At 67.0% G+C, this 19,142-nt stretch carries 16 protein-coding genes and 1 pseudogene; 5 read left to right on the top strand and 12 right to left on the bottom strand.

Translation table 11 applies throughout. The features are described 5' to 3' along the window. Positions 1 to 8: 8 nt before the first annotated feature. Genes BXA10_RS26760 through BXA10_RS26750 form a run of 3 tightly spaced genes read right to left on the bottom strand, consistent with a single transcriptional unit; the run spans position 9 to position 3,092 of the window. Positions 9 to 845 carry a carbohydrate ABC transporter permease gene (locus tag BXA10_RS26760; RefSeq protein ID WP_076473624.1) on the bottom strand — a complete coding sequence of 279 codons (837 nt, stop codon included), beginning with the start codon at positions 843 to 845 and terminating at the stop codon, positions 9 to 11. 1 nt (position 846) lies between these two features. Next, entirely contained in the window at positions 847 to 1,809 is a 963-nt protein-coding gene (locus BXA10_RS26755) for a carbohydrate ABC transporter permease (protein WP_076473623.1), read from the bottom strand. Next, positions 1,806 to 3,092 (bottom strand): ABC transporter substrate-binding protein, encoded by a 1,287-nt coding sequence (locus BXA10_RS26750; protein WP_076473622.1) that lies wholly within the window; start codon positions 3,090 to 3,092, stop codon positions 1,806 to 1,808. Before BXA10_RS26750 ends, BXA10_RS26755 begins: the two co-directional genes overlap by 4 nt. 272 nt (positions 3,093 to 3,364) lie before the next feature. Between BXA10_RS26750 and BXA10_RS26745 the strand changes: the two genes are divergently transcribed. After that, entirely contained in the window at positions 3,365 to 4,042 is a 678-nt protein-coding gene (locus tag BXA10_RS26745) for a DUF1028 domain-containing protein (protein ID WP_076473621.1), read from the top strand. Between the two features lie 77 nt (positions 4,043 to 4,119). Here the strand turns inward: BXA10_RS26745 and BXA10_RS26740 are convergent, their stop codons facing one another. After that, entirely contained in the window at positions 4,120 to 5,085 is a 966-nt protein-coding gene (locus tag BXA10_RS26740) for a phosphotransferase enzyme family protein (protein ID WP_076473620.1), read from the bottom strand. A 173-nt stretch (positions 5,086 to 5,258) separates the two neighbouring features. Here BXA10_RS26740 and BXA10_RS26735 point away from each other — a divergent pair, with 173 nt between their 5' ends. From BXA10_RS26735 to BXA10_RS26725, 3 genes are all read left to right on the top strand, one after another. After that, complete coding sequence (locus BXA10_RS26735; protein WP_139338168.1) at positions 5,259 to 5,963, top strand: VOC family protein; 705 nt, start codon at positions 5,259 to 5,261, stop codon at positions 5,961 to 5,963. A 208-nt stretch (positions 5,964 to 6,171) separates the two neighbouring features. Further along, positions 6,172 to 6,603, top strand: coding sequence for a RusA family crossover junction endodeoxyribonuclease (locus BXA10_RS26730; RefSeq protein WP_076473618.1), 432 nt, complete (start codon positions 6,172 to 6,174; stop codon positions 6,601 to 6,603). Positions 6,604 to 6,650: 47 nt separating this feature from the next. After that, positions 6,651 to 6,926, top strand: coding sequence for a hypothetical protein (locus BXA10_RS26725; protein ID WP_076473617.1), 276 nt, complete (start codon positions 6,651 to 6,653; stop codon positions 6,924 to 6,926). Positions 6,927 to 6,948: 22 nt separating this feature from the next. On the opposite strand, the gene BXA10_RS26720 is transcribed toward BXA10_RS26725, so the two are convergent. From BXA10_RS26720 to BXA10_RS26705, 4 genes are all read right to left on the bottom strand, one after another. Then, on the bottom strand, positions 6,949 to 8,778 hold the full coding sequence (locus tag BXA10_RS26720; protein ID WP_076473616.1) for an AfsR/SARP family transcriptional regulator: 1,830 nt from the start codon (positions 8,776 to 8,778) through the stop codon (positions 6,949 to 6,951). 472 nt (positions 8,779 to 9,250) lie between these two features. Beyond that, entirely contained in the window at positions 9,251 to 9,811 is a 561-nt protein-coding gene (locus BXA10_RS26715) for a DUF3558 domain-containing protein (RefSeq protein ID WP_076473615.1), read from the bottom strand. Between the two features lie 166 nt (positions 9,812 to 9,977). Beyond that, positions 9,978 to 10,412, bottom strand: a complete 435-nt coding sequence (locus BXA10_RS26710) for an Imm1 family immunity protein (RefSeq protein WP_076473614.1) — start codon at positions 10,410 to 10,412, stop codon at positions 9,978 to 9,980. A gap of 47 nt (positions 10,413 to 10,459) precedes the next feature. Further along, a complete protein-coding gene (locus BXA10_RS26705; protein ID WP_076473613.1) occupies positions 10,460 to 10,957 on the bottom strand; it encodes an SMI1/KNR4 family protein in 498 nt (165 codons plus the stop codon). A 26-nt stretch (positions 10,958 to 10,983) separates the two neighbouring features. Between BXA10_RS26705 and BXA10_RS26700 the strand changes: the two are divergent. After that, a pseudogene (locus BXA10_RS26700) lies at positions 10,984 to 11,433 on the top strand (helix-turn-helix domain-containing protein). Positions 11,434 to 11,440: 7 nt separating this feature from the next. Here BXA10_RS26700 and BXA10_RS31075 read toward each other — a convergent pair. The 4 genes from BXA10_RS31075 to BXA10_RS26685 form a co-directional block, all read right to left on the bottom strand. Then, positions 11,441 to 11,695, bottom strand: a complete 255-nt coding sequence (locus BXA10_RS31075) for a hypothetical protein (RefSeq protein ID WP_139338167.1) — start codon at positions 11,693 to 11,695, stop codon at positions 11,441 to 11,443. Between the two features lie 738 nt (positions 11,696 to 12,433). Next, positions 12,434 to 12,877: a DUF4265 domain-containing protein gene (locus BXA10_RS26695; RefSeq protein ID WP_076473612.1), complete on the bottom strand. Its 444-nt coding sequence runs from the start codon at positions 12,875 to 12,877 to the stop codon at positions 12,434 to 12,436. 153 nt (positions 12,878 to 13,030) lie between these two features. Then, positions 13,031 to 13,480: a hypothetical protein gene (locus BXA10_RS26690; RefSeq protein WP_139338166.1), complete on the bottom strand. Its 450-nt coding sequence runs from the start codon at positions 13,478 to 13,480 to the stop codon at positions 13,031 to 13,033. Positions 13,481 to 13,928: 448 nt separating this feature from the next. Beyond that, the coding region (locus tag BXA10_RS26685) for a golvesin C-terminal-like domain-containing protein (protein ID WP_217696859.1) at positions 13,929 to 19,142 on the bottom strand (5,214 nt) is incomplete at its 5' end.

Here is a 19,142-nt window from a genome sequence, read left to right as displayed (position 1 = left end):
ACTATCACCTATCCCTTGACTGCGCCGGAGGTCAGGCCGGAGACGATGCGGCGCTGGAAGAAGAGAACGAACAGGATGATCGGAATGGTGATCACCACGGCGGCGGCGCAGATCGCCCCGGTGGGATCCTCGAACTGCGACTCACCGGTGAAGAACGACAACGCCACCGGCACCGTACGGGCCTGCTCGGTCGAGGTGAGCGTGATGGCGAAGAGGAAGTCGTTCCAGCAGAAGATGAAGACCAGGATGGCCGTGGTGAACAGCCCGGGCGCGGCGAGCGGCGCGATCACCCGCCGGAACGCCTGGCCCTGGGTGGCGCCGTCCATCTTCGCGGCCTTCTCCAGGTCCCACGGGATCTGCTTGAAGAACGCCGACAGCGTGTAGATGGCCAGCGGCAGGGCGAACGTGATGTACGGCAGGATCAGCCCCGGCCAGGTGTCGAAGAGGCCGAGTTGCCGTTCGATCTCGAACAGCGGGGAGACCAGCGACACCTGCGGGAACATCGCGATCAGCAGGGACACCCCGACCAGCAGCCGCTTGCCGGGGAAGTCCAGTCGGGCGATCGCGTACGCGGCCATCGCGCCGAGCACCACCGCGATGGCGGTGGCGATCAGCGCGATGCCGATCGAGTTCACCAGGGCCCGGACGAACTGGTCGGTCTCGAAGATCGTCCGGTAGTTGTGCAGCGTCCACTCGCGGGGAACGAACTTCCCGTCGGTGAGCGTGGCCGGGGTCTTGAACGACAGGGAGGCGATCCAGAGCACCGGGATCAGCGCGAAGACGACCACGATGACGTCCAGCAGACCCCACCGCAGCTTGGCGCGCGTGGTGGTTTCGGTAGCCATCTCAACGCCTCTCGTCGTCCGAGCTGCCCGGGGCAGCGGTGCCGAAGAGCTTGACGAAGACGAACGCGATGATCGCCACGGTGATGAAGATCAGCACGGACATCGTCGAGCCGATGCCGAGGTTCAACCCCCGGATCAGGTTGTTGTAGGCGAGCATCGACACCGATGAGGTCTCGTTGCCGCCGGCGGTAAACACGAAGATGTTGTCGAACACCCGGAACGCGTCCAGCGTGCGGAACAGCAGCGCGACCAGGATCGCCGGCTTCATCACCGGCAGCATCACCTTCGTGAACCGCTGCCAGGCGGTCGCCCCGTCGGTGGAGGCCGCCTTGAGCAGGTCCTCGGGCACCAGCGCGAGCCCCGCCATCAGCAGCAGCGCCATGAACGGTGTGGTCTTCCAGATCTCGGCCAGCATGATGATCGCCAGCGAGCTGGCCCGCTCGGTGAGCGGCGCGCCGTCGCTGAACAGGTTCGCCAGGTACCCGGTGCCGGGGGTCCACGCGTATCGCCAGGAGAAGGCGGCCACGACCGTGACGATGCCGTACGGGATCAGCGCGGCGGTCCGCACGATGCCCCGGCCGACCAGCGTCCGGTGCATGATCAGTGCGAGGCCCATGCCGAGCACCAGCTCGACCGCGACGGTGACCACGGTGATCAGGGCGGTCACCCCGAACGCGGTCCACCAGAACTGGTTGGTCAGCACGGTGACGTAGTTCTCCAGCCCCACGAACTCGCGCTGATCGGGAAAGCGCAGGTCGAAGCGCTGCAGCGAGAGCCAGACCGAGTAGATGATCGGGTACGCCGTCACCGCCAGCATGACCAGCGCGGCCGGCGCGCAGAGCAGCCAGCCGAGCCGGCGCTCGGCCTTCTTGTTCTCACTCAGCGGCGCCCGGCTCCGCCCCGACCGCTGAGTCGGGATGGCCGCGTGCCGACCGGTGCCGCGGGTCGCGGTCTGCTCGCTCACGGCAACACCCCCTTCGACTCGAGCGCGTCCGCGATGGCGTCGCGCAGTTCGTCCGCGGTCTGCTGCGGCCGGATCTGCGCGGGCGGCGAGAGCACCGCCGACATCACCGTCGAGATGCTCTGGTACGCCGGGGTCAGCGGACGCACCGCCGGCTCCTTCAGCTCCTCGACGATGGTGTCCTTCATCGGGTACGCCTTGGTCATCTCCGGGTCGTCGTAGACCTTCTCGATCGTCGGCGGCACGCCGTCGTTGATCGCGGAGAACTTCTGGTTCTGCTCGTCACGCAGGCACTTGGCCGCGTCGAAGGACAGCTCCGGATGCTTCGAGTACGCGCTGACCGCCAGGTTGACCCCACCGATGGTGACCTTGCTCGGGGTGTTCTCGTCGATGCCCGGCACCCGGGCCCAGCTGACCTGCTTGGCGAGGTCCGGGCTGGCCTCCTGCATCGCCGGGTAGACGAACGGCCAGTTGACCTGGAAGGCGCCGCCACCGGCCTGGAACTCCAGCCGCACCGGGTCCTCGGTGGCGTTGCTGAACGACGGCGACGTCACACCGGAGGTGGCGAGGTTACGCAACTGCTCCAACGCCCGGACCGTGCCCTCGTCCATCACCGCCTTGCTGCCGTCCTCGCTGAGGATCCGGCCGCCGGCGCTCTCGGCCAGGGTGTTGTAGAGCACGACGAGCCCCTCGTACTGGGCACCCATGGTGAGCACCTGGTACGGCTTGCCCTGCCGCTTGAGGTCCTGCGCCATCGAGATCATCTGATCCCAGCTCTTCGGCGGCTCCGGAACCAGGTCCTTGCGGTACCAGAGCAGCTGGACGTTGGTGTTCTTCGGCGCCCCGTAGAGCTTGCCGTCGTACTGCGCGGTCTCCAGCGGGCCGGGGAGCGTCCCCTGTTCCACCTCGGCCTTGTCCTGCCCGGCCCATTCGCGGATCCAGTGGGCGCTGGCGAACTCCTGCGTCCAGGTGACGTCGAGGCCCAGCACGTCCATGCCGCCGTCCTCGGCGGCGAGCCGGCGGACCAGCTGCACCCGCTGGTCGTCGGCCTGCCGCGGCAACACCCGGTACACGATCTTGTAGCGGCCGCCTGCCTGGGTGTTGCAGGTGTCGACCACCTTCTGCAGGTTCTGCTCCGGCGGGTAGTACAGGTTGATCGTGGGTGTGCCGCCGTCCCCACCGGAACCGCAGCCCGCCAGCGGTGCCGCCAACGCCACCGCGGCGGCCGCCGCCACCGCACGCACTCGTGGTCGGCGTCGACGTACGGCCTCGTCAGGGTCGTTCATCACCCCTCCCCTCTGCTCGGCCACGTGCCGGGGAAGGCCACCGTGCCCCGGCGCACGGCGAGACGGTCGGGGCTACGACCAGCGGAAGGGTCGACCCCGGACGTTTCGTGGCCCCAACACTGCCCGACCTGCGAAGTCGCGAAACATCACGAAGCCACGACACGATCAACGAGGGCCTGATCGGCACAAATCACCCAGCGCGTGGCGACAGCGCCGTTGGCGGCAGTCGCAGCGCTCGGGCATGCCGGAGACCCGTCCGGGTACCCGCCGACGTGACCTTCTCGATCGCCGCACGGTGTCCGCGTACCGGCCAGCTCGGGGTGGGCGCCCTGACGGCCAGACCCGCGGTCGGCAAGCTCGTCGCGCACGTACACGCCGGCGCCGGTGCGGTGGCGACCCAGGCCACCCCCAACCCGTTCCTGGCCTACGACGGCCTGCCGCTGCTCGGCGACGGCCGCTCGCCGCAGGACGTCCTGACCGAACTGCTCGCTCGGGACCGGGGTCGGGAGGTACGGCAGGTCGGCATGGTCGATCGGCAGGGTCGCTCGCACGCCTACACCGGCTCCCGCGCAAAGGACTGGGCAGGGCACCACATCGGGCCGGGCTATGCGGTGCAGGGCAACCGCCTGGTCGGCCCGGAGACCCTCGCGGAGATCGTCCGGGTGTTCGAGGAGAGCGGGGAACTCGACCTGGCGGAGCGGCTCGTACGGGCCATCGAGGCCGGCGAGGAGACCGGCGGTGACCGGCACGGCGCACGGTCGGCGACCATCACGGTGGCCGCCGATCAGCCGTACCCGCTCTGGGACGTGCGGGTCGACGACGCCGTGCATCCGGCGCGGGAGCTGCGCCGGCTGCACGGTGTCTTCCAGGAGGAAGTGCTGCCGACCATCCGGCGGTTGCCCACCCGCGACGACCCCACGGGCGAGGCCGCCCGGCAGGCGCTCGGGTAGCCCGCGCTCCGCCCGGGGCGACGCCGCCTCCGAAGCAGCCGGCAGCGCGGCGGACCCGCTCACCGGTCGGGAGAGGATCAGGGCGCGTAGCCGGGGTCGGCGACGGTCTCGGCGATACGGGTCAGCCAGTACAGGTCGTTGGCCCGAGATTCCGCACTGGCCTCGCAGTCGAGGATGCTCTGCAGGAACACGGCGACATCGTCGAGGTGCCGTTCGCTGCGGTAGTACCTCAGCAAGGTCTGGTCCGGTTCCAGCGGCCCGTAGCCTCGACGGAAGAGTTCGGCGCGGTGCGCGTTGATCGGATGGTCGCCGAAGTCCCGGCTGTAGACGAACATCAGGTCCCGCTCACGCGGCGCGAGGATCGGCGCATCCCAGTCCACGACGTGCAGCGGACCGTCGCCGTCAGCGATCAGGTTGCCGGGGTGGATGTCGGCGTGGCAGACGACGAGGCCTCCTCGCGTCACGCGGGAGGCCAGATCGTCGACCGTCTCCGACAACCGGTGCAGCGCCGTGCCGTACCGGTTCCAGAAGGCACCGAGGGCCTCGCTCGCCGCGGCCGGCCCGGCGAGGGCCCGCAGCCGCTCGCCCGCGCTCGATCTGTAGGTCTCGACCGGCAGGACCGCCGCGAGGTCGGCACTCGGCGTGACCGCGTGCAGCCGACCCAGGAACTCGCCGTACTCGATCCACTGGCGGTCGGTGAGGCCGCGGCCCCACAGACTCCCGCCGTCGTGGAACGGGTAGAGCAGCAGCCGGTAGTCCCCGAACCCGTGGCCGGCCTCGCCGTTCGGCAGGTCGATCGGCGCTACGACCTGGCTCACGCCGTGCGCTCGGAGGAAGCCGGGGAGCCGGACGGCCGCAGCGGTGAACTCGCCGCGGCGCAGCTTCAAGAAGTAGCGCCGGCCGTCGGAGGTGACCACGCGGTACGCCCACGCGTGCCCGTCGAGCCCGACCGGCATGAACATGAGGTCGGCGATATCCATGGCCCAGGCGACGGCCACCTCGGCCGCCAGCAACCGCTCGTCGATGCCCGGTTTGTCGATCACAGTGGGAGCGTCGCAGCCGGCACTCCGGTCGGCAACACGATTCTGGTTCGCAACTGCCAGGGGGACGTCATGACCCGCAGTGAGGTGACGCGGCGCGTCGTCGGTGACTTCCTCCGGTACGTCCGCTCCGGCCGCGAGCCGCAGTTGTCACATTCATCGCGGATGATGGTGCCGTGATCGCGCATTTCAAGGACCTCTGCCTGGACGCGGCCGACGCGCACCGGCTCGGCGCCTTCTGGGCCGGCATCCTCGACGGCGAGCTGGTGGACACCGGCGACGGCGACACCCGCGTCGACCCGCGCGCCGCAAGCTCGGACGCCGAGTCGATCTGGGTGAACACGGTGCCCGAGTCGCGTACCGGCAAGACCCGCGTCCACCTTGACCTGCGGATGGCCGATCCCGATCCGGCGGCGCTGCTGGCGGCCGGGGCGCGACTGGTCCGCGAGCCGGACGCCGAGATCGACTGGTGGGTGCTGGCCGACCCGGACGGCAACCAGTTCTGCGCCTTCCCGGCCGAGGAGGGGTCGCCGCCCGGGCCGCTGGCGCTGGTCGTCGACGCGGCCGACCCGGTCGCGCAGGCGACCTGGTGGGCCCGGGTGGTGGGCGGCACCGTCGAGATCAGCGACGACGGGTACGCCCGCCTGCTCGGCGCGGGCGGCTTCCCCTGGGACTACTGGATCTTCATGCCGGTGCCGGAGCGCAAGACGGTCAAGAACCGGTTGCACTGGGACGTGGGGCTGGCCGACCGGGCCCCGAACGCCCTGATCGAGGCCGGCGCCACGCTGCTACGCGAGCGTGACGACGAGATCGACTGGTGGATCCTGGCCGACCCGGAGGGGAACGAGTTCTGCGCGTTCGCACCGCGTCCCACCCAGTGAGCGTCGACGCTACCCAGCTCCGGCCCGGTGCATTAGCTTTTTCCTAGCTCCTAGCTCCTAGCTCCTAGCTCCACTGCCAGCGCGTACGCCGCCGATGTCGATACGCCTCCGGCCGACCCCCACCCCGCCCGATCGGTTGGTTCTCCCGGGAACTCCCACCACCGGTCAGCCGCTTGGGCAGGATCGTCCGCAACGAGGAGGTGCCGTCGTGCAGGACACCCGCGCTCTCGCCCTGACGTTCGAGGTGAGCGGCCTGCCACCGGTCAAGACCGAGGCGCTGTCCATCTTCGCCGCCGGGCACCGGCAGGCGACGAGGGTCCGCGCCCTGCTCCAGGCGGCCCTGGCGGCGGCCCAGCACACCGGCTGGACCCCGCTCACCGGGCCGATCGAGGTGGACCTCGTGTTGCGTTGCCCGCCGGGGCACCGCACCTCTGACGCGAGCACCCTGCTCGGCGGGGTGTGCGCGGTGCTTCAGGACAAGAAGCGGGTGGCCAACATCGGCCTGGCCCACCTCGGCGTCCTCGTGGACGTCGCGCTCTACTCCGACGACCGGCAGATCCGCCGGCTGTCGTACGTCGAGCAGCCGGCGGAGGAATTCTCGTACCAGGTGCGGGTGGCCGCCGTACCGAACGTGGTTTGACCGACGTCAGCGGTGGGGTACCGCGGACGCCGACGAAGGGAGCGCCGATGTCGGAGCCACATGTCACGCTCGACCCGCGCGGGCTGGACCCGGTGCAGCGGAAGCTGCGCGGCCCGCTGGAGGATCAGCTGACCTCGGCGCTCCAGGCAGCCACCGAACGGGTCCGCGCCGGCTACGGCGGCGAGCCCGTCGAGCAGGTCTGCCAGCGGCTGCTGGACGAGACCCGGGCCGGCCTGCACCCCGACATCGCGGCGGGCTTCAACCCGGACATGGACGAGTTCTGCCGGGTCGCCGTGGCGATCGTCCGCGGCACCGTCGTCTGAGCACTACCGGGCCCGGACGCGCTCAGGCGGCGACCGGGTCGATCCGCCAGCCGGTCAGCGTCGGCGCGGAAACCTTCGCCAACTCCGCCGCGTAGTCGCGCACCAGCGCCGGCAGCCGGTAGCCGGCCGGGTCGTCGCGGCGCAGCAGGTGCGCGTCGGCGAGTTCCTCCAGCGCCTGCCACACCCGGTGCACGCTGACCCCCAGCCGGGCCGCGCTCCGCTCCGGCAGGACCGGGGCGTCCGGCGCCTCGCCGAGCTGCTCCAGCAGCCGGCCGGCCACCTCGTCGGCGAACCGCACGGCGGCGACCCCCGTCGCGAGACGGGCACGCACCGAGAGGTCCTCGTAGGCCAGCAGGTCCAACCGGTCGCGGCCGTCGCGCAGCTGCGCGACCAGGGTGGCCACCGACAGGTCGGGGCGACTCGCCAGCCGTGACCCGGCGATCCGCAGCGCCAGCACCGAGCCGGCGCAGAGCCGCACCAGCTCGGCCGTCGCGGCCGGGTCCGCGTTCAGCCGGTCGGCGCCGGCGAGCGTGGCGAGCAGCGGCCTCGCCTCCGCGACACCGAACGGGTCAAGGTCGATCCGACGGACGCCGTCGAGGCTGCGCAGGTGCCGCTGCCCGGCGACGATCAGGGCGGGCCCGGGGCCGGCCGGAATCAACGGCCGTACCTGCTCGGCGCCGGTGACCCCGTCCACCACGAGCAGGAGCCGCCGTCCGGCGACCCGGGACCGCACCCAGCCGGCCAGCTCGTCGATCCCACACGGCACCTCGGCGGCCGGCACGCCGAGCGCACGCAGCACCCGGGCCAGCACCTCGGCGGGGGTCACCGACGGCCGGTAGCCGAGGTCGACGAAGACCTGCCCGTCCGGGAAGGCGGCGGCCACCGTGTGCGCCGCGCGTACCGCCAGCGCCGTCTTGCCGCTGCCGGCCGGTCCGCTGATCACCGCGGCGGCCGGAGCGGCGCCGGTCACGGCCGCGACCACCTCCGCCACTTCCGTCGTACGGCCGACGAAGGTGACCAGGTCGGCGGGGAGCTCGCGGGGAACGGTGACCGGCGGGGCCGCTGCCGGAACCGGCGCGAGGACGGCGAGCGGGGTGTCCGGAGGGACGTACGCGAGCTCGGGCGACCGGTCGAGCATGGCCCGGTGCAGGCGGGCCAGTTCCTCGCCCGGGTCGATGCCGAGCTGTTCCTTCAGGGCGGTGTGCGCGTCGCGGTAGGCGGTCAGCGCGGCGGGCACATCCCCGACGCGGTAGAGGGCCAGCATCAGCTGTCCCCAGCCCCGCTCGCGCAGCGGATGGGCGGCGATGTGCCGCCGGATCTCCGGGAGCAGGACGAGGTGTTCCCCGAAGGCGAGGCGGGCTTCGATCAGCTCCTCGAAGACCTGGAGTCGCTGCTCGTCCAGACTGGCCCAGCGGTTGTCCAGGGCGGTGCCGCGCGGCAGTCCCTCCCCGGCCGCGCCCCGCCAGCAGTCCAGGGCCGCGCGCAGCGACTCCACCGCGCCCACCGGGTCACCGGCGGCGAGCCGGCTACGCCCCTGCCCCGCCAGCTGCTGGAACTCGGTGACGTCCAGCTCGTGCGGTGCCAGGGTCAGCTCGTACGCGTTCGGGCGGGCGATCAGGCGGTCGCCGAGCACCCGGCGCAGGTTCGCCGCGTGCGAGCGCAGGTTGGCCACGGCGGAGGCCGGGGCCTCGTCCCGCCACACCATGCCGGCCAGCCGGTCCAGCGAGACGGGCCGGTTGGCGTCCAGGGCGAGCCCGGCGAGCACGGCGCGCCGCTTCGGCGGTGTCGGTGTGGTGATCCGGCCGTCGACGGTCAGCTCCACAGTCCCCAGTAGCCGGATCTGTAGTCGCATGTCGTGAGCCCCCCGTTACGCCTTGAGCTGGCTCAGGCTAGACGGGCGGCGAGCCGGGCAACAAGCCGATCGGCGGCCTGAAGACTGTGATGAGAGTCAATGCTCTGGAGCGGCGTGTCGACGTAACGGGCAGCGGTCGGAAAACGCTCCCATGGTGCCCGATGTGGACAGAATTCATCGACATAGATCACGGTCATGCCTGACCAGCGACAACCCCTACCCCGTCCGGATCGCCGGTAAACCCGCCTCGGCGGGACGACGAACAAGCGGCGACGGACGCACGACCAGCACACACTGCCAACGCCCCGCCGCCAAGCCCTCGCACGGCCGCAAGGTGATCACCGATCCGGTCCGGCCGGCTGCCCGTTCGGGTCGGCGGCACTCCACCTGGCGGTGCCACACCCCGCCTCTACCGCCGATGTACGGGCCCATCCGTCGGTGCAGTCACCGGCCCGCCACGTCGTGGTGACGCTCAGAGCCGGGTGACGAGGTGCTGCACGACCTCGACCAACTTGTCGTGCGGGAGCTGCTGGGGGCCGATGAAGACAGCGATCCGCAGCTGCATCTGGTACGGGACGGCGACGGCGGCCCCCCGCAGGTTGTCCTTGACGTACGTCAGGCCGTCGATGCCGTCCCCGAGCCCCGTGATCCGCTTGACCTGGCCGTCGGCGTAGTCGGCGATCTGGTCGATCGACTCGACGACCGTGCCGTCCGGATCGGGACGCTCCGTGACCGACAACGCGAACGGCTCAGCGCCGTCGCGCCCGTAACCGCAGGTGTAGCGCTTCGCTCCTTCGCCGAGATCCTCGACGCCGGCCTCGCGCGCCTTGAGCTTGGTGCTCGAGGTGCCTCCCAGCAGGTCGATGACGGCGTCGGCCGTCAGAATCTTGCAGGCGGAGGTGACGGCCTTCGGGCGGGCCGGGCCTGTGGGGCTGGCCGCAGCAGCGGCCTTGCTGTCCGGGGCCACCCACTCGGCCGCTCCCGGTTCGGCGCAGCCGGCGAGGAGGGTGAGCGCAGTGACGGTCAGAGCCACGAGGTGGAGACGGGTACCTGTCGTTTTCTTCATCAATCGGGCTTGCACGCTCGTACAGCGACCAATGGGACTCCTTCGTTACAACGGTCCGGGCAACGCGACGAAGCACCCTGGTGCCGGCCTCCGGCCTACCGGTGTCGCCAGGGCCAGGCTGTCTCTCCAACAATCACCAGAACTGCGGCTTCTCCCACTGGACGCATGTGGGCCGCTGCCCGCCGGACAGACAGAACTCCTTCACCGCCCGACTCAATAGGGCTATGGAAATTTTCGAACGCGCAGGGAACTCGGTCATCTGATTCACGCAGGAGTAACGAACCTCGGCACGACCCTTGTGCGACCCGACCGTCGTCCAGTTACCGCCGGCGTCCATGAACTCGAGAACACCGACCTGGAGCGCGCGATCGGCGCCCACCAACAGCTCATGATCGGGAGTCCCGGAAGGTAGGGGTGACCGTTCCAGGGAATGCAGGTCAACCAGATTCTGGTGGGTCGGCCCCGCCAACAGTGCATCGATCAGCAGATCCACGTCCTCTGGCGTGGTTAGCAACTCACGCTGGTCGCCATGCTGTGGTCGGTAGTACGCCGCCACGCGGAACTGCATGACCCGCCCTCCCGGTAGAGAATCCCTTCGTAGCAGGAGGCAAGAATCTACTGGTCCTGATCGTCGTCGGCATACGCCTGACACGAGACCAGGCCGTTCATGAACGCTTCGAACGAGTTGGCGACCCGCCGGGGGACCCTGTCCTCGCCGACGTAGGCGACCGCCGGCTCGCCATCCGGCCCCGACGTCGAGTAGTCCAGCATGACGGTGTCGGGACCGGCCAGCGGTGTCACACCCAGCACGACCCCGACCTCGGGGTAGCCCCACTCTGCGATCAAGTGACTGGACAGGGCGTCGAGCCCCTCGGGAAACCCGACACCCATGATCACGTCAACCTGGAAGTGGTCAGCCGTCCAGGACGTCCGGAATCTCGTCGGAAAGCAGCCGTCCTTGAGCACGCCGCCGTTCTGCTGATACATCAGCTCGACGTACGCACGCGGCAAGCGGACCCCGAGGGTCGCCTCGGCCCGACGCACCATGTCCGTGGTCAGCGTCGGCCCCGTCCAGGACGAGGGACCCTCTTCGAACGGAAGTCTCTCAGTCATCCCCGCCAACTGCCCAACGCTCTCCGTTGATCTCGCCGCGGACCCACCTGGCCGACACTGTCCGCAGCCACCGCAACCAGCGCCGATCCAGGTGGCGGCGCCTCGAGGCGGGGCGGCAGGCACTGCTCGCCCTGGCTCACCTTCGCAACGGTGATGCCTACATCCGGCCGGCCGCCGGGTTCGCCGTCGGCGTGAGCACCGCGTGGCGGTACGTGCAGGAAGCGATAACCCTGCTCGCGGCGGCCGCCGATGACCTGCCCACCGCCATGGACCGGATCCGCCGACTGGCCTATGCGATCACAGAAAGCCATCAACCGCGCCCACGCGAAAATACGCGCCCGCGGCGAACGCGCGATCGACACCCTCAAGACCTGGAAGATCCTTGCAAGCTGCGCTGCTGCCCACGGCGAGTGACCACGATCGTGCAGGCGATCCTCGTCCTGCACCACCTCGAAGCCAACCGCTACGCAGGATGAAAGAGGCTCAGTCATTGTCCCGGAGACCATAGGCCTGCGGAATCTCGGCAAGCGCCTCCCTGCGCTCTCGGGCCTGTTCACGTTCCGCAGCGTGCGCGATGATCTCGGCAAGGCGAGCCCGATCATGGACACTCAACGAGTCAAAGACATTAGCAACTTCACCCTGCAAAGTGGCTGCGAAGTCACTATCGATCTCTTCATCCGAAGCAAGATCAATTGATGCCAGCAGTTCAGCCAGCGCACGAACAATTTGGTCCAGCACGTCTCACATCCGATCGGATCACCATACGCAAATTAGATTCCAGCAGCAAACCATCGCGTTCTCATTATCGGTGGCACAGCATCGTCGAAGCCTTGCCCGGCAGCAATCCGCCCTCCGCTACAGCCTGTGATCATCCAAAGCGGTGGGCACCTTGCCGTGGTTCGACAGACAGCGGCACCCGCTACAGTGCGCGTTACTCCTCGACTAAGAAGATTTCAAGTACGACCGGCTCAGCCCATACGGCGTACAAAAAGGCAGGTCGCTCGAAATCCCCTCCAGTACTGTCGTCGATAAGGGTCGTGCGAGTGCGAGGGGCGTAACGTACTTCGTACCTCAGGCCTTCTACCTCGACCATCCCGCATCGTCCTTCTCTGCCCGTATCGCGCTGGCGGTCGAGCACCGACACGGACCAGCCTTCCTTTTCGGCCTTGTGGCACCATAGGTCCAAGGCTCGTTCAAAATCCTCCGGACGGGCGTGGACACCGCCAGTTCTTCCGAAGATGTCAATCGGATCTGCTCTTTCAGCCATCACCTTTCCTCACTCACCCAAGCGGATTCTCCGACTGCCACCAACTCTTACCCTTATCCGAGATTCAGACGTACGCGGCGCGGCTTCCTCCATCTGCCGGCGGTATGAGTTGTGCTCTACCCTCCCGATAACCTCGCACATCACGCGGGTTGAAAGTGGCAATGACCCTCGCCGAACATCAGCGAAGGTCATCCGCGACTTCGATACAGCTATGTAGTGTGCGGAGGCTTCGAAAGCCTCCATTCGAAGTCGTCACGTCGCGGATGACTCTCAAGGAGATTCGTCAGCATTGACGCCGGCGCTGCCGCCGGGATCGTTACGGCAATCACTCGTGCCGCATGCGCGTCGATTTCACCGCCAAGTTCGGAAAGATCCGACTCCATACCTCTGAGATCCTCTACCTCAAGGTCCCGTCGATAGTAGATTTGCAGTGCGTAGTGGCCGCCGTCGCGAACTACGCGGCAGATTCGTCCACGATCTTCGATGCGAACGATATCACCGCGGGCAATACCATCCGCCATCAGCGGCGAACGCTCCAACATGTACAGCCCGGAACTCATGGGGGTTACGAGCAGCGATTCGAACGAATCCTGACCTGCCCGCGTCCTGCCGATCAGCACCTGAACAACTTCCGCCAAGGAAATCCCATCCATTCTTCCGTATGAGGAACGCAACTTCCCCGGCCGCCCACCACCGGCCCATCTCAGCACCGTGTCGTTGGGGACCATCGCTGCGCAGATATCGAAGAGCCCCCCTTTCGGCCTCGAACAGCTTGGCTGGATCGGCTGACCCCGGCTCCGATCAGCTCACTCCACTCCGACTGGATAGCTGAGTTCTGCTGCCCTGTCACGCAGATCGGCCAAACCCAGTGCCGGATTCAATGCACGGATCGCAGAGTCAGTGAGAGGACTCAGCGCGAGGACGTACTCGACTGCGGCTGGGGCGAGGACTTTCTCATAGACTTCCTCAGCGTACTGGACGTACTCTTGAGCGGTTCCGTCGCACAAAATGTCGAGCAACCACGAGCCGTCAGGATCGTCCTCCTCTTCTTCGGCTCGCGAGAAATCGATGCCCCTGCCGGCCCGCCACTGGTCATCGGTCAGTTGCCGCCATAGCGCGAAGGTGGCCTCCAGCTCGCCTTTCTCGTAGCAGAAGGCAGGTTCCCGCACTAGCCACTCGAACTGTTCCTGTAAGCCGTTGAGCAGCCCGAGCCACAGCCGTCCGCCATTAAGCATATGCGCGGCGAGCCGTGACACCTAGTCGCGAAGCGCTCACATTTTATCTGTTTTAGGGGGCAACACTTCGACGGTTGCCGGGGCTAGGTCGTCAGAGCTAAGCCGGGCGGCCATCCCGGCGGACACCAATATTCCCAAAACTGCATCCGCCATCAGGTGCTTGATCCGACCCGTGTGCAAGACAGCCTCGGCCGATCGCTGTCCGCTCCGCAATAACTCGTATGCACGCTCTGTCAAGCCCGCTGACGCAGACCAGACGACAAGAGCACAGCTCTCGCCTGTATCGCTCGTCTCGCCGAGTTGAATCGCGTAACCCCCCTCCCCCGTATCCAGGTCGGCCGAACGCAACCCCGCCGCACGGAGCTCCTCGTCCACTGAGTCGCAGAACACTTCAAAGCCAGACATTGGCCCATTGTAGCCGCCAATGCAGAAGAGGGGGGATGAGACCTCGTCCCATCCCCCCTCTTCGCTAGGCCCTACCTCCGGCGGCTAGCCGGATCATCCTGGCTAGCATTTCGTTCGACACCGAATTCATCAGCCCGTTATCCGACCATGGCACCGACCAGGTGATTCTCGCATTTTCCGCTAGATGGCCTGGCAGCTTCCCGGCGCATACAGAACACGGCTGACGCTCACTGTAGAGCTCGGTAATCTTCCCAATCCCCTTATTGTTCGCCTTCAGCGCGTTGATCTGGTCCATGATGTGGTCTTCGGCATGGTAGCCATCACCCTGGCTGAACCCCACAATCAGATCATCGTGTCCCTCAACCCTAGCGACCGCAACGTTTCCGCCGGGCGACTGAGTACGTGGCCCACTCGGAAAATGTGCGGAGTTGGAGTTGACGCGGGCGTTGTACGCCGCCGTGCTCAACTCGTCGCTGTTGTAGCGAACCTCGTCGCCGACTGGGCAGGCGTCGTTGTGGGCGAGTACGGGGGTTTCGCCGGCGAGGACGTAGTAGGTGTGCTGTCCATCGACGGTGAAGTTGTGTACTCGCTGGACACGGCTCTCGTGCCGGACGGCAGAGATCTGCACCCACGTGCCCGACGACGTCTGGAGCCAGGCGCCGACCTTGAGCTGACCCGCGGTCACCCAGACCCCGGAGTCCGGCAGGTAGAACCGGTGCCCGTCGGTCGCGACGATCGTGCTGGTCTTACCACCAGCCTTACCGTCGGTGTCGACCACGATCGTGACCAGCTTCTTGACCCCATCACCCTTGATCAACTGGGTGACGGGACGGCTCTGCCGGTCCCCCGACTCCACATCGGCGGCCAGAACCCGATCCCCGACCTTCACCTCCTCGATGGGCTTACTACTCCCATCAGCGAGAAGCACCCTCGTACCCGGCACGAAGCTGTTGCACTTCGGCTGCGTCGGGGTCTCCGTCTTGGGTTTGGGCGTGTTGGTGGGAAGTGCCTTCTGCGTGTCGACGGCTGCCTCGACGCCCTTCTCGACGTCCTTGACCGTGTCGATGCCGTCGGCGATCTTCTTACCCGTCTTCGCCAACTTCGCCGCAGCCACCGCATTACCCGCCAGCGGAATCGCCGAAGCCATCGACAGAGCCGCGTCGACGTAGTTGCCCTCAGCCGCGTACCAGATACCGTTCGCGACGTCGGCGACCTCACCGATCACCGGCACCATCCCGGCCACGTCCAGAGCGGCGTGGCCGATGTCCGACCACGACATCCCGAACAGGTGCCCGTCCAACTCCACAAAGCTGACCGGGTTACCACCAGCGAACGCATACCGGTTACCCGTGAACGGATCCATCGACAGACCCATGTCCGCCAAGGCGCCACCATAGGCGTCCCGCGTCAAGAACCGGTTCAACCCCGGGTCATAGTTACGGAACCCCATGTCATACGTACCGGAACCCGCATCCCACCGGGAGGCGTTGAACCGGAACGCGTTATACGGCTCCTCACCCTCCTCGGTCTGACCCGGCTTGTCGACACCGGTGAACTGCGACTCGTCATCCTTGCCGTACGCCGTGTAGCCGTACGTCGCCCGGGTGTTGCCGTCCTCCTTGCTGATACCGATGACGTCACCACGCGGCCGGTAGATGAACTGCGAGTACTCCCGACCGCCGTCGTCCTTGTGCTTGATCTGGGTCAGCTGCTGACCCCACGGCGCGTACTGGTACGACTTGCTCGCCTTACCGGCGACCTCCTCACGCAGCACCTGGTTGTCCATCCCCAGGTACGTGAACAAGGTGGTCTTACCGTCCGACGTCTGCGACACCGTCCGGTCGAACGGGTCGTACACGTAGGTGGTCGACTTGGCGGTGGCGCCGATACCCGCGGTGGTCTTCGCCGTCCGGTCGAAACCGTCGTAGTAGTACTTCTGCGCCCGCTGACCACCAACCGACACGGTGTCGAGCCGACCCAACGGGTCGTAGTTGTACGTCGAGGTCACACCCGCCGTCGTGGTCGAGTGCAGCCGGTTCCGGTCGTACTTGCTCTTGCTGACGACGCTGTCGATCGTCTGCTCGACCGTGTTGCCGTTGGCGTCGTAGACGTACGACTCCGTCGACGAACTGTCACCGGTCTTGTCGAGCCGGGCGATCCGGTCCTGCGGGTCGTAGTTGAAGACGTACGTGTTGTCGATGTAGTCCGACGAGTTGTCGGCGTTCATCAACTTGAGCACGTCCCGCGACGGGTGCCCGTTGGCCTGGTACTCCAGCGTGTGCTCCGCGACGGTCGCCCCGCCGGAGGTCTTCTCCAGCTGGTGCTTGGTGGCGCCGTCGAGGTAGTACTCGAACTCCACGGTGTTGCCGTTGGGCTTGGTCTGCTTGAGCATCTGCCCGCGAGCGGTGTACGTGAAGCTCGAGATCTGCTGGTTGCCCGCCGTCGGCGAGTCGGCGTTGGTCACCTTGGCGACCATGTCCCGCTCGTCGTAATCGATCTTCGACCAGGTGAGGTCGTGGGTCGAGGTGAGCGGGTTGCCGTTGTCGTCGTAGGTCAGCGACGTGGTGTTCTTCGGGGTCTGGTCGTCGACCCCGACGAACTCCTTCACCGTCGAGATCTGGTTGAGCTCGTCGTAGCCGATGTCGTACCGGCTGGCCTTCGCGCCCGGGCTGAGGTCCTTGACCTCGACCAGCATCCCGTTCGGGTTGTACCGGTAGGTGAACTCCTTGCGCTCGTTGTCCACGTCACCGGCGTTGTCCCGCACCAGCTTCACCGCGTCGGCGAGCACCTTGCCCGTCGCCTGGTCGGTGACGGTGATCTTCTGGACGCCGTCCTCCTTGAAGGCGTAGCTGCCCAGGCTGATCCAGGTGCCGGCGTTCTGGGTCTGGTTCACCGTCTTGACGACGCTGCCGCCGTCGTAGGTGATGGTGAACTTCGCGTCCGTCGCGGCACCGCTGACCTGCGGGTGCCGGACGAACACCTCGTAGGTGCCGTCGCGCGGAATGGTCAGCTGCCAGTTGAACTGGGCCGAGCCGGTGCCGGCCGCAGCGGTGGAGACGTCGTAGCCCCACTGCCCGGTGGCGGCGCCGTTGGTCCAGCTGCCCTGGGAGGCGGTGTTGTTCGAGTCGGTGTTGTCGACCAGGACCACGTCCTTGCCGACCGGCACGCCGTCCTCGAACCGCCGCTTCTCGTTACCGGACTGGTAGTACTCCCACGTCATCGTCCGGGTGACCGACCCACCGGCCGAGGTCAGCGTGTTCTTGATCTGCTGGCCCAGGTCGTTGTAGTCGTACGAGTTGACGATGTCCCACGGGTCCTTGGACGTCTTCGTCCACCCGTTGTCGTAGTAGGTGTACTCGGTGTCGTTGCGGACCGTCTGCCCGTCCGACGGGGGCGCGCTGACCTTGGCCAGGTTGCCGATCTCGTCGTAGGTGTAGAAGGTCTTGTCCGGCGTGTTGTAGCGGCTGTCGTCCTTGTCGTAGGACGACCACTCCTCCTTCTTGCGGTTGAGCTCGTCGTAGACGGTCACCACAGCGAAGTCGTCGGCGTCGGTGTCGGTGTCCACGCCGCGCGGCGTGATCGCCTTCGTCTGGTTGCCGACCTGGTCGTACTCGTACTTGGTGGTGCGGTAGGTGATGTTGCCGGAGGTGTCCTTCTTGTGCGGCACCTTCGACTCGATCAGTGCGCCGCGGGCGTCGTACTTCGCCAGCGACTCGTTGCCCTCCGCGTCGGTGGTCCCGAGGGTCAGACCGTCCTTGTCGTACCGGGCGGTGGTGAACTTGCCCAGCGCGTCGGTGGTCTTGATGACCCGGTGGTTCCAGTCGTACTCGTACTTGGTCGTGAAGTCGTCCGCCGCGCTGGCGGTCTTCTTCGCGTCGTACAGGACCGTGACGTTGCCGACGTTGTCGTACTCCGAGACCACCTTCTGGCCGAGGCCGTTGGTGACCTCGATCGGCTGGTAGATCGCGTCGTACTTCGTGGTGGTCGTGTAGTCGCCGGCCTTCTCCGTCAGGTGGCCCTGCGGCTCCGTGACGGTCAGGACGTTGCCGACCTTGTCGTACGTCGTGGTGGTCTTGCGCGCCGGGTCGTTCGGGTCGTCCTTCGGGGCGTACGACTCGATGACCTGGTCGGTCTCGTCGTAGACGGAGGTCGACACCGCCCCGTTGGCCGCGTACGCCGTCACGATGTTGTCGTTGGCGTCGTACTCCGGTGCCTTGGTCGTGATGAAGCGGTTGTTCGCCGCGTCCAGCGGCTCGACCTTCTCCTTCGGCCGCCCGAACGTGTCGTACGACTGGGTGACCTTGGCGTTCTTGCCGTTCTTGACCTCCAGGGTGTTGCCCCGGTCGTCGTAGGTGAAGCGCGACTCGCCCTCGCCCGCGTCGATGATCAGCGTCGGGTAACCGCTGGGGTGGAAGAGGTCGTACTTGGTGATGTTGCCGTTGGCGTCCTTGGCCTCCTTGAGCTGGCCCCACTCGTCGTAGGTGTTCCAGCTGGTGTAGTCGCCGGCGGTCGCCGTGGTGTTGCCCACCGGGTCGGTGACCGACTCGACGTCACCCTCGGCGGTGTACGTGAAGGTCCACTTGCGGCCCTCCGAACTGGTCTTGCTGATCACCTCGGCCACGTAGCCGTTGAGCTGGCGCTGGTAGGTCAGCAGCGTGCCCGGCCAGCCGTTCTTGACCGCCTCGGCGTCCCTGACCTCGGTCGGGTAGCCGGTCTTCGGGTCGTACGCCCAGGTGGAGACCGCGCCGTTGGCTTCCTCGAGCCGGACCACGTTGTGGTCGTCGTCCCAGCCGAACTTGGTGGTCTCGTTCTTGGCGTTGGTGGTCTGGTACGTCCGGCCGTAGCCGTCCATCTGGTACGCGGTGGTGTGGTTCTCCGCGTCCGTGACCGTGGTGTTGATGTTGTTGCCCTGCGGCCCGTCCGGATCGGTGTACGCGAAGGCGGTCAGCCGCTCGTCGGGATGCCGGTCGTCGTACGACTTGGTGGTCCAGTGCCACTTCGGGTCGTCGCCGTCCTGCGGGTAGTTGTAGACCAGGTCCGTGGCGTTGCCCCGCGGGTCGGTGGTCTTGACCAGCTTGACGTTCTTGTTGCCCTGGGTCATGTCGTAGGCGAACTTGAACGTCTTCGGCGCGCCGTCGGTCGAGCCGTACCCGTCGATCAGCTCACCCAGCAGACCCTTGTCGGTGTAGGTGAAGGTGAGCTTGCGTCCCGAGATGTCGGTGATCTGCGAGATGTGGTCGATGATCTTCGGGTTGGTCAGGTTCGACACGTTCGACAC

It is taken from the genome of Micromonospora avicenniae (assembly GCF_900156065.1).
In the GTDB taxonomy this organism is placed as follows: Bacteria; Actinomycetota; Actinomycetes; order Mycobacteriales; family Micromonosporaceae; genus Micromonospora; species Micromonospora avicenniae.
Note: the sequence above shows the minus strand (reverse complement) of the source record. Positions and strands in the feature narration are given on the sequence as shown.

Coding starts and splice junctions, on each gene's coding strand:
- BXA10_RS26760 (WP_076473624.1), bottom strand. CDS start 845: ATGGCTACCGAAACCACCACGCGCGCCAAGCTGCGGTGGGGTCTGCTG.
- BXA10_RS26750 (WP_076473622.1), bottom strand. CDS start 3,092: ATGAACGACCCTGACGAGGCCGTACGTCGACGCCGACCACGAGTGCGT.
- BXA10_RS26725 (WP_076473617.1), top strand. CDS start 6,651: ATGTCGGAGCCACATGTCACGCTCGACCCGCGCGGGCTGGACCCGGTG.
- BXA10_RS26720 (WP_076473616.1), bottom strand. CDS start 8,778: ATGCGACTACAGATCCGGCTACTGGGGACTGTGGAGCTGACCGTCGAC.
- BXA10_RS26710 (WP_076473614.1), bottom strand. CDS start 10,412: ATGCAGTTCCGCGTGGCGGCGTACTACCGACCACAGCATGGCGACCAG.
- BXA10_RS26705 (WP_076473613.1), bottom strand. CDS start 10,957: ATGACTGAGAGACTTCCGTTCGAAGAGGGTCCCTCGTCCTGGACGGGG.
- BXA10_RS26695 (WP_076473612.1), bottom strand. CDS start 12,877: ATGGATGGGATTTCCTTGGCGGAAGTTGTTCAGGTGCTGATCGGCAGG.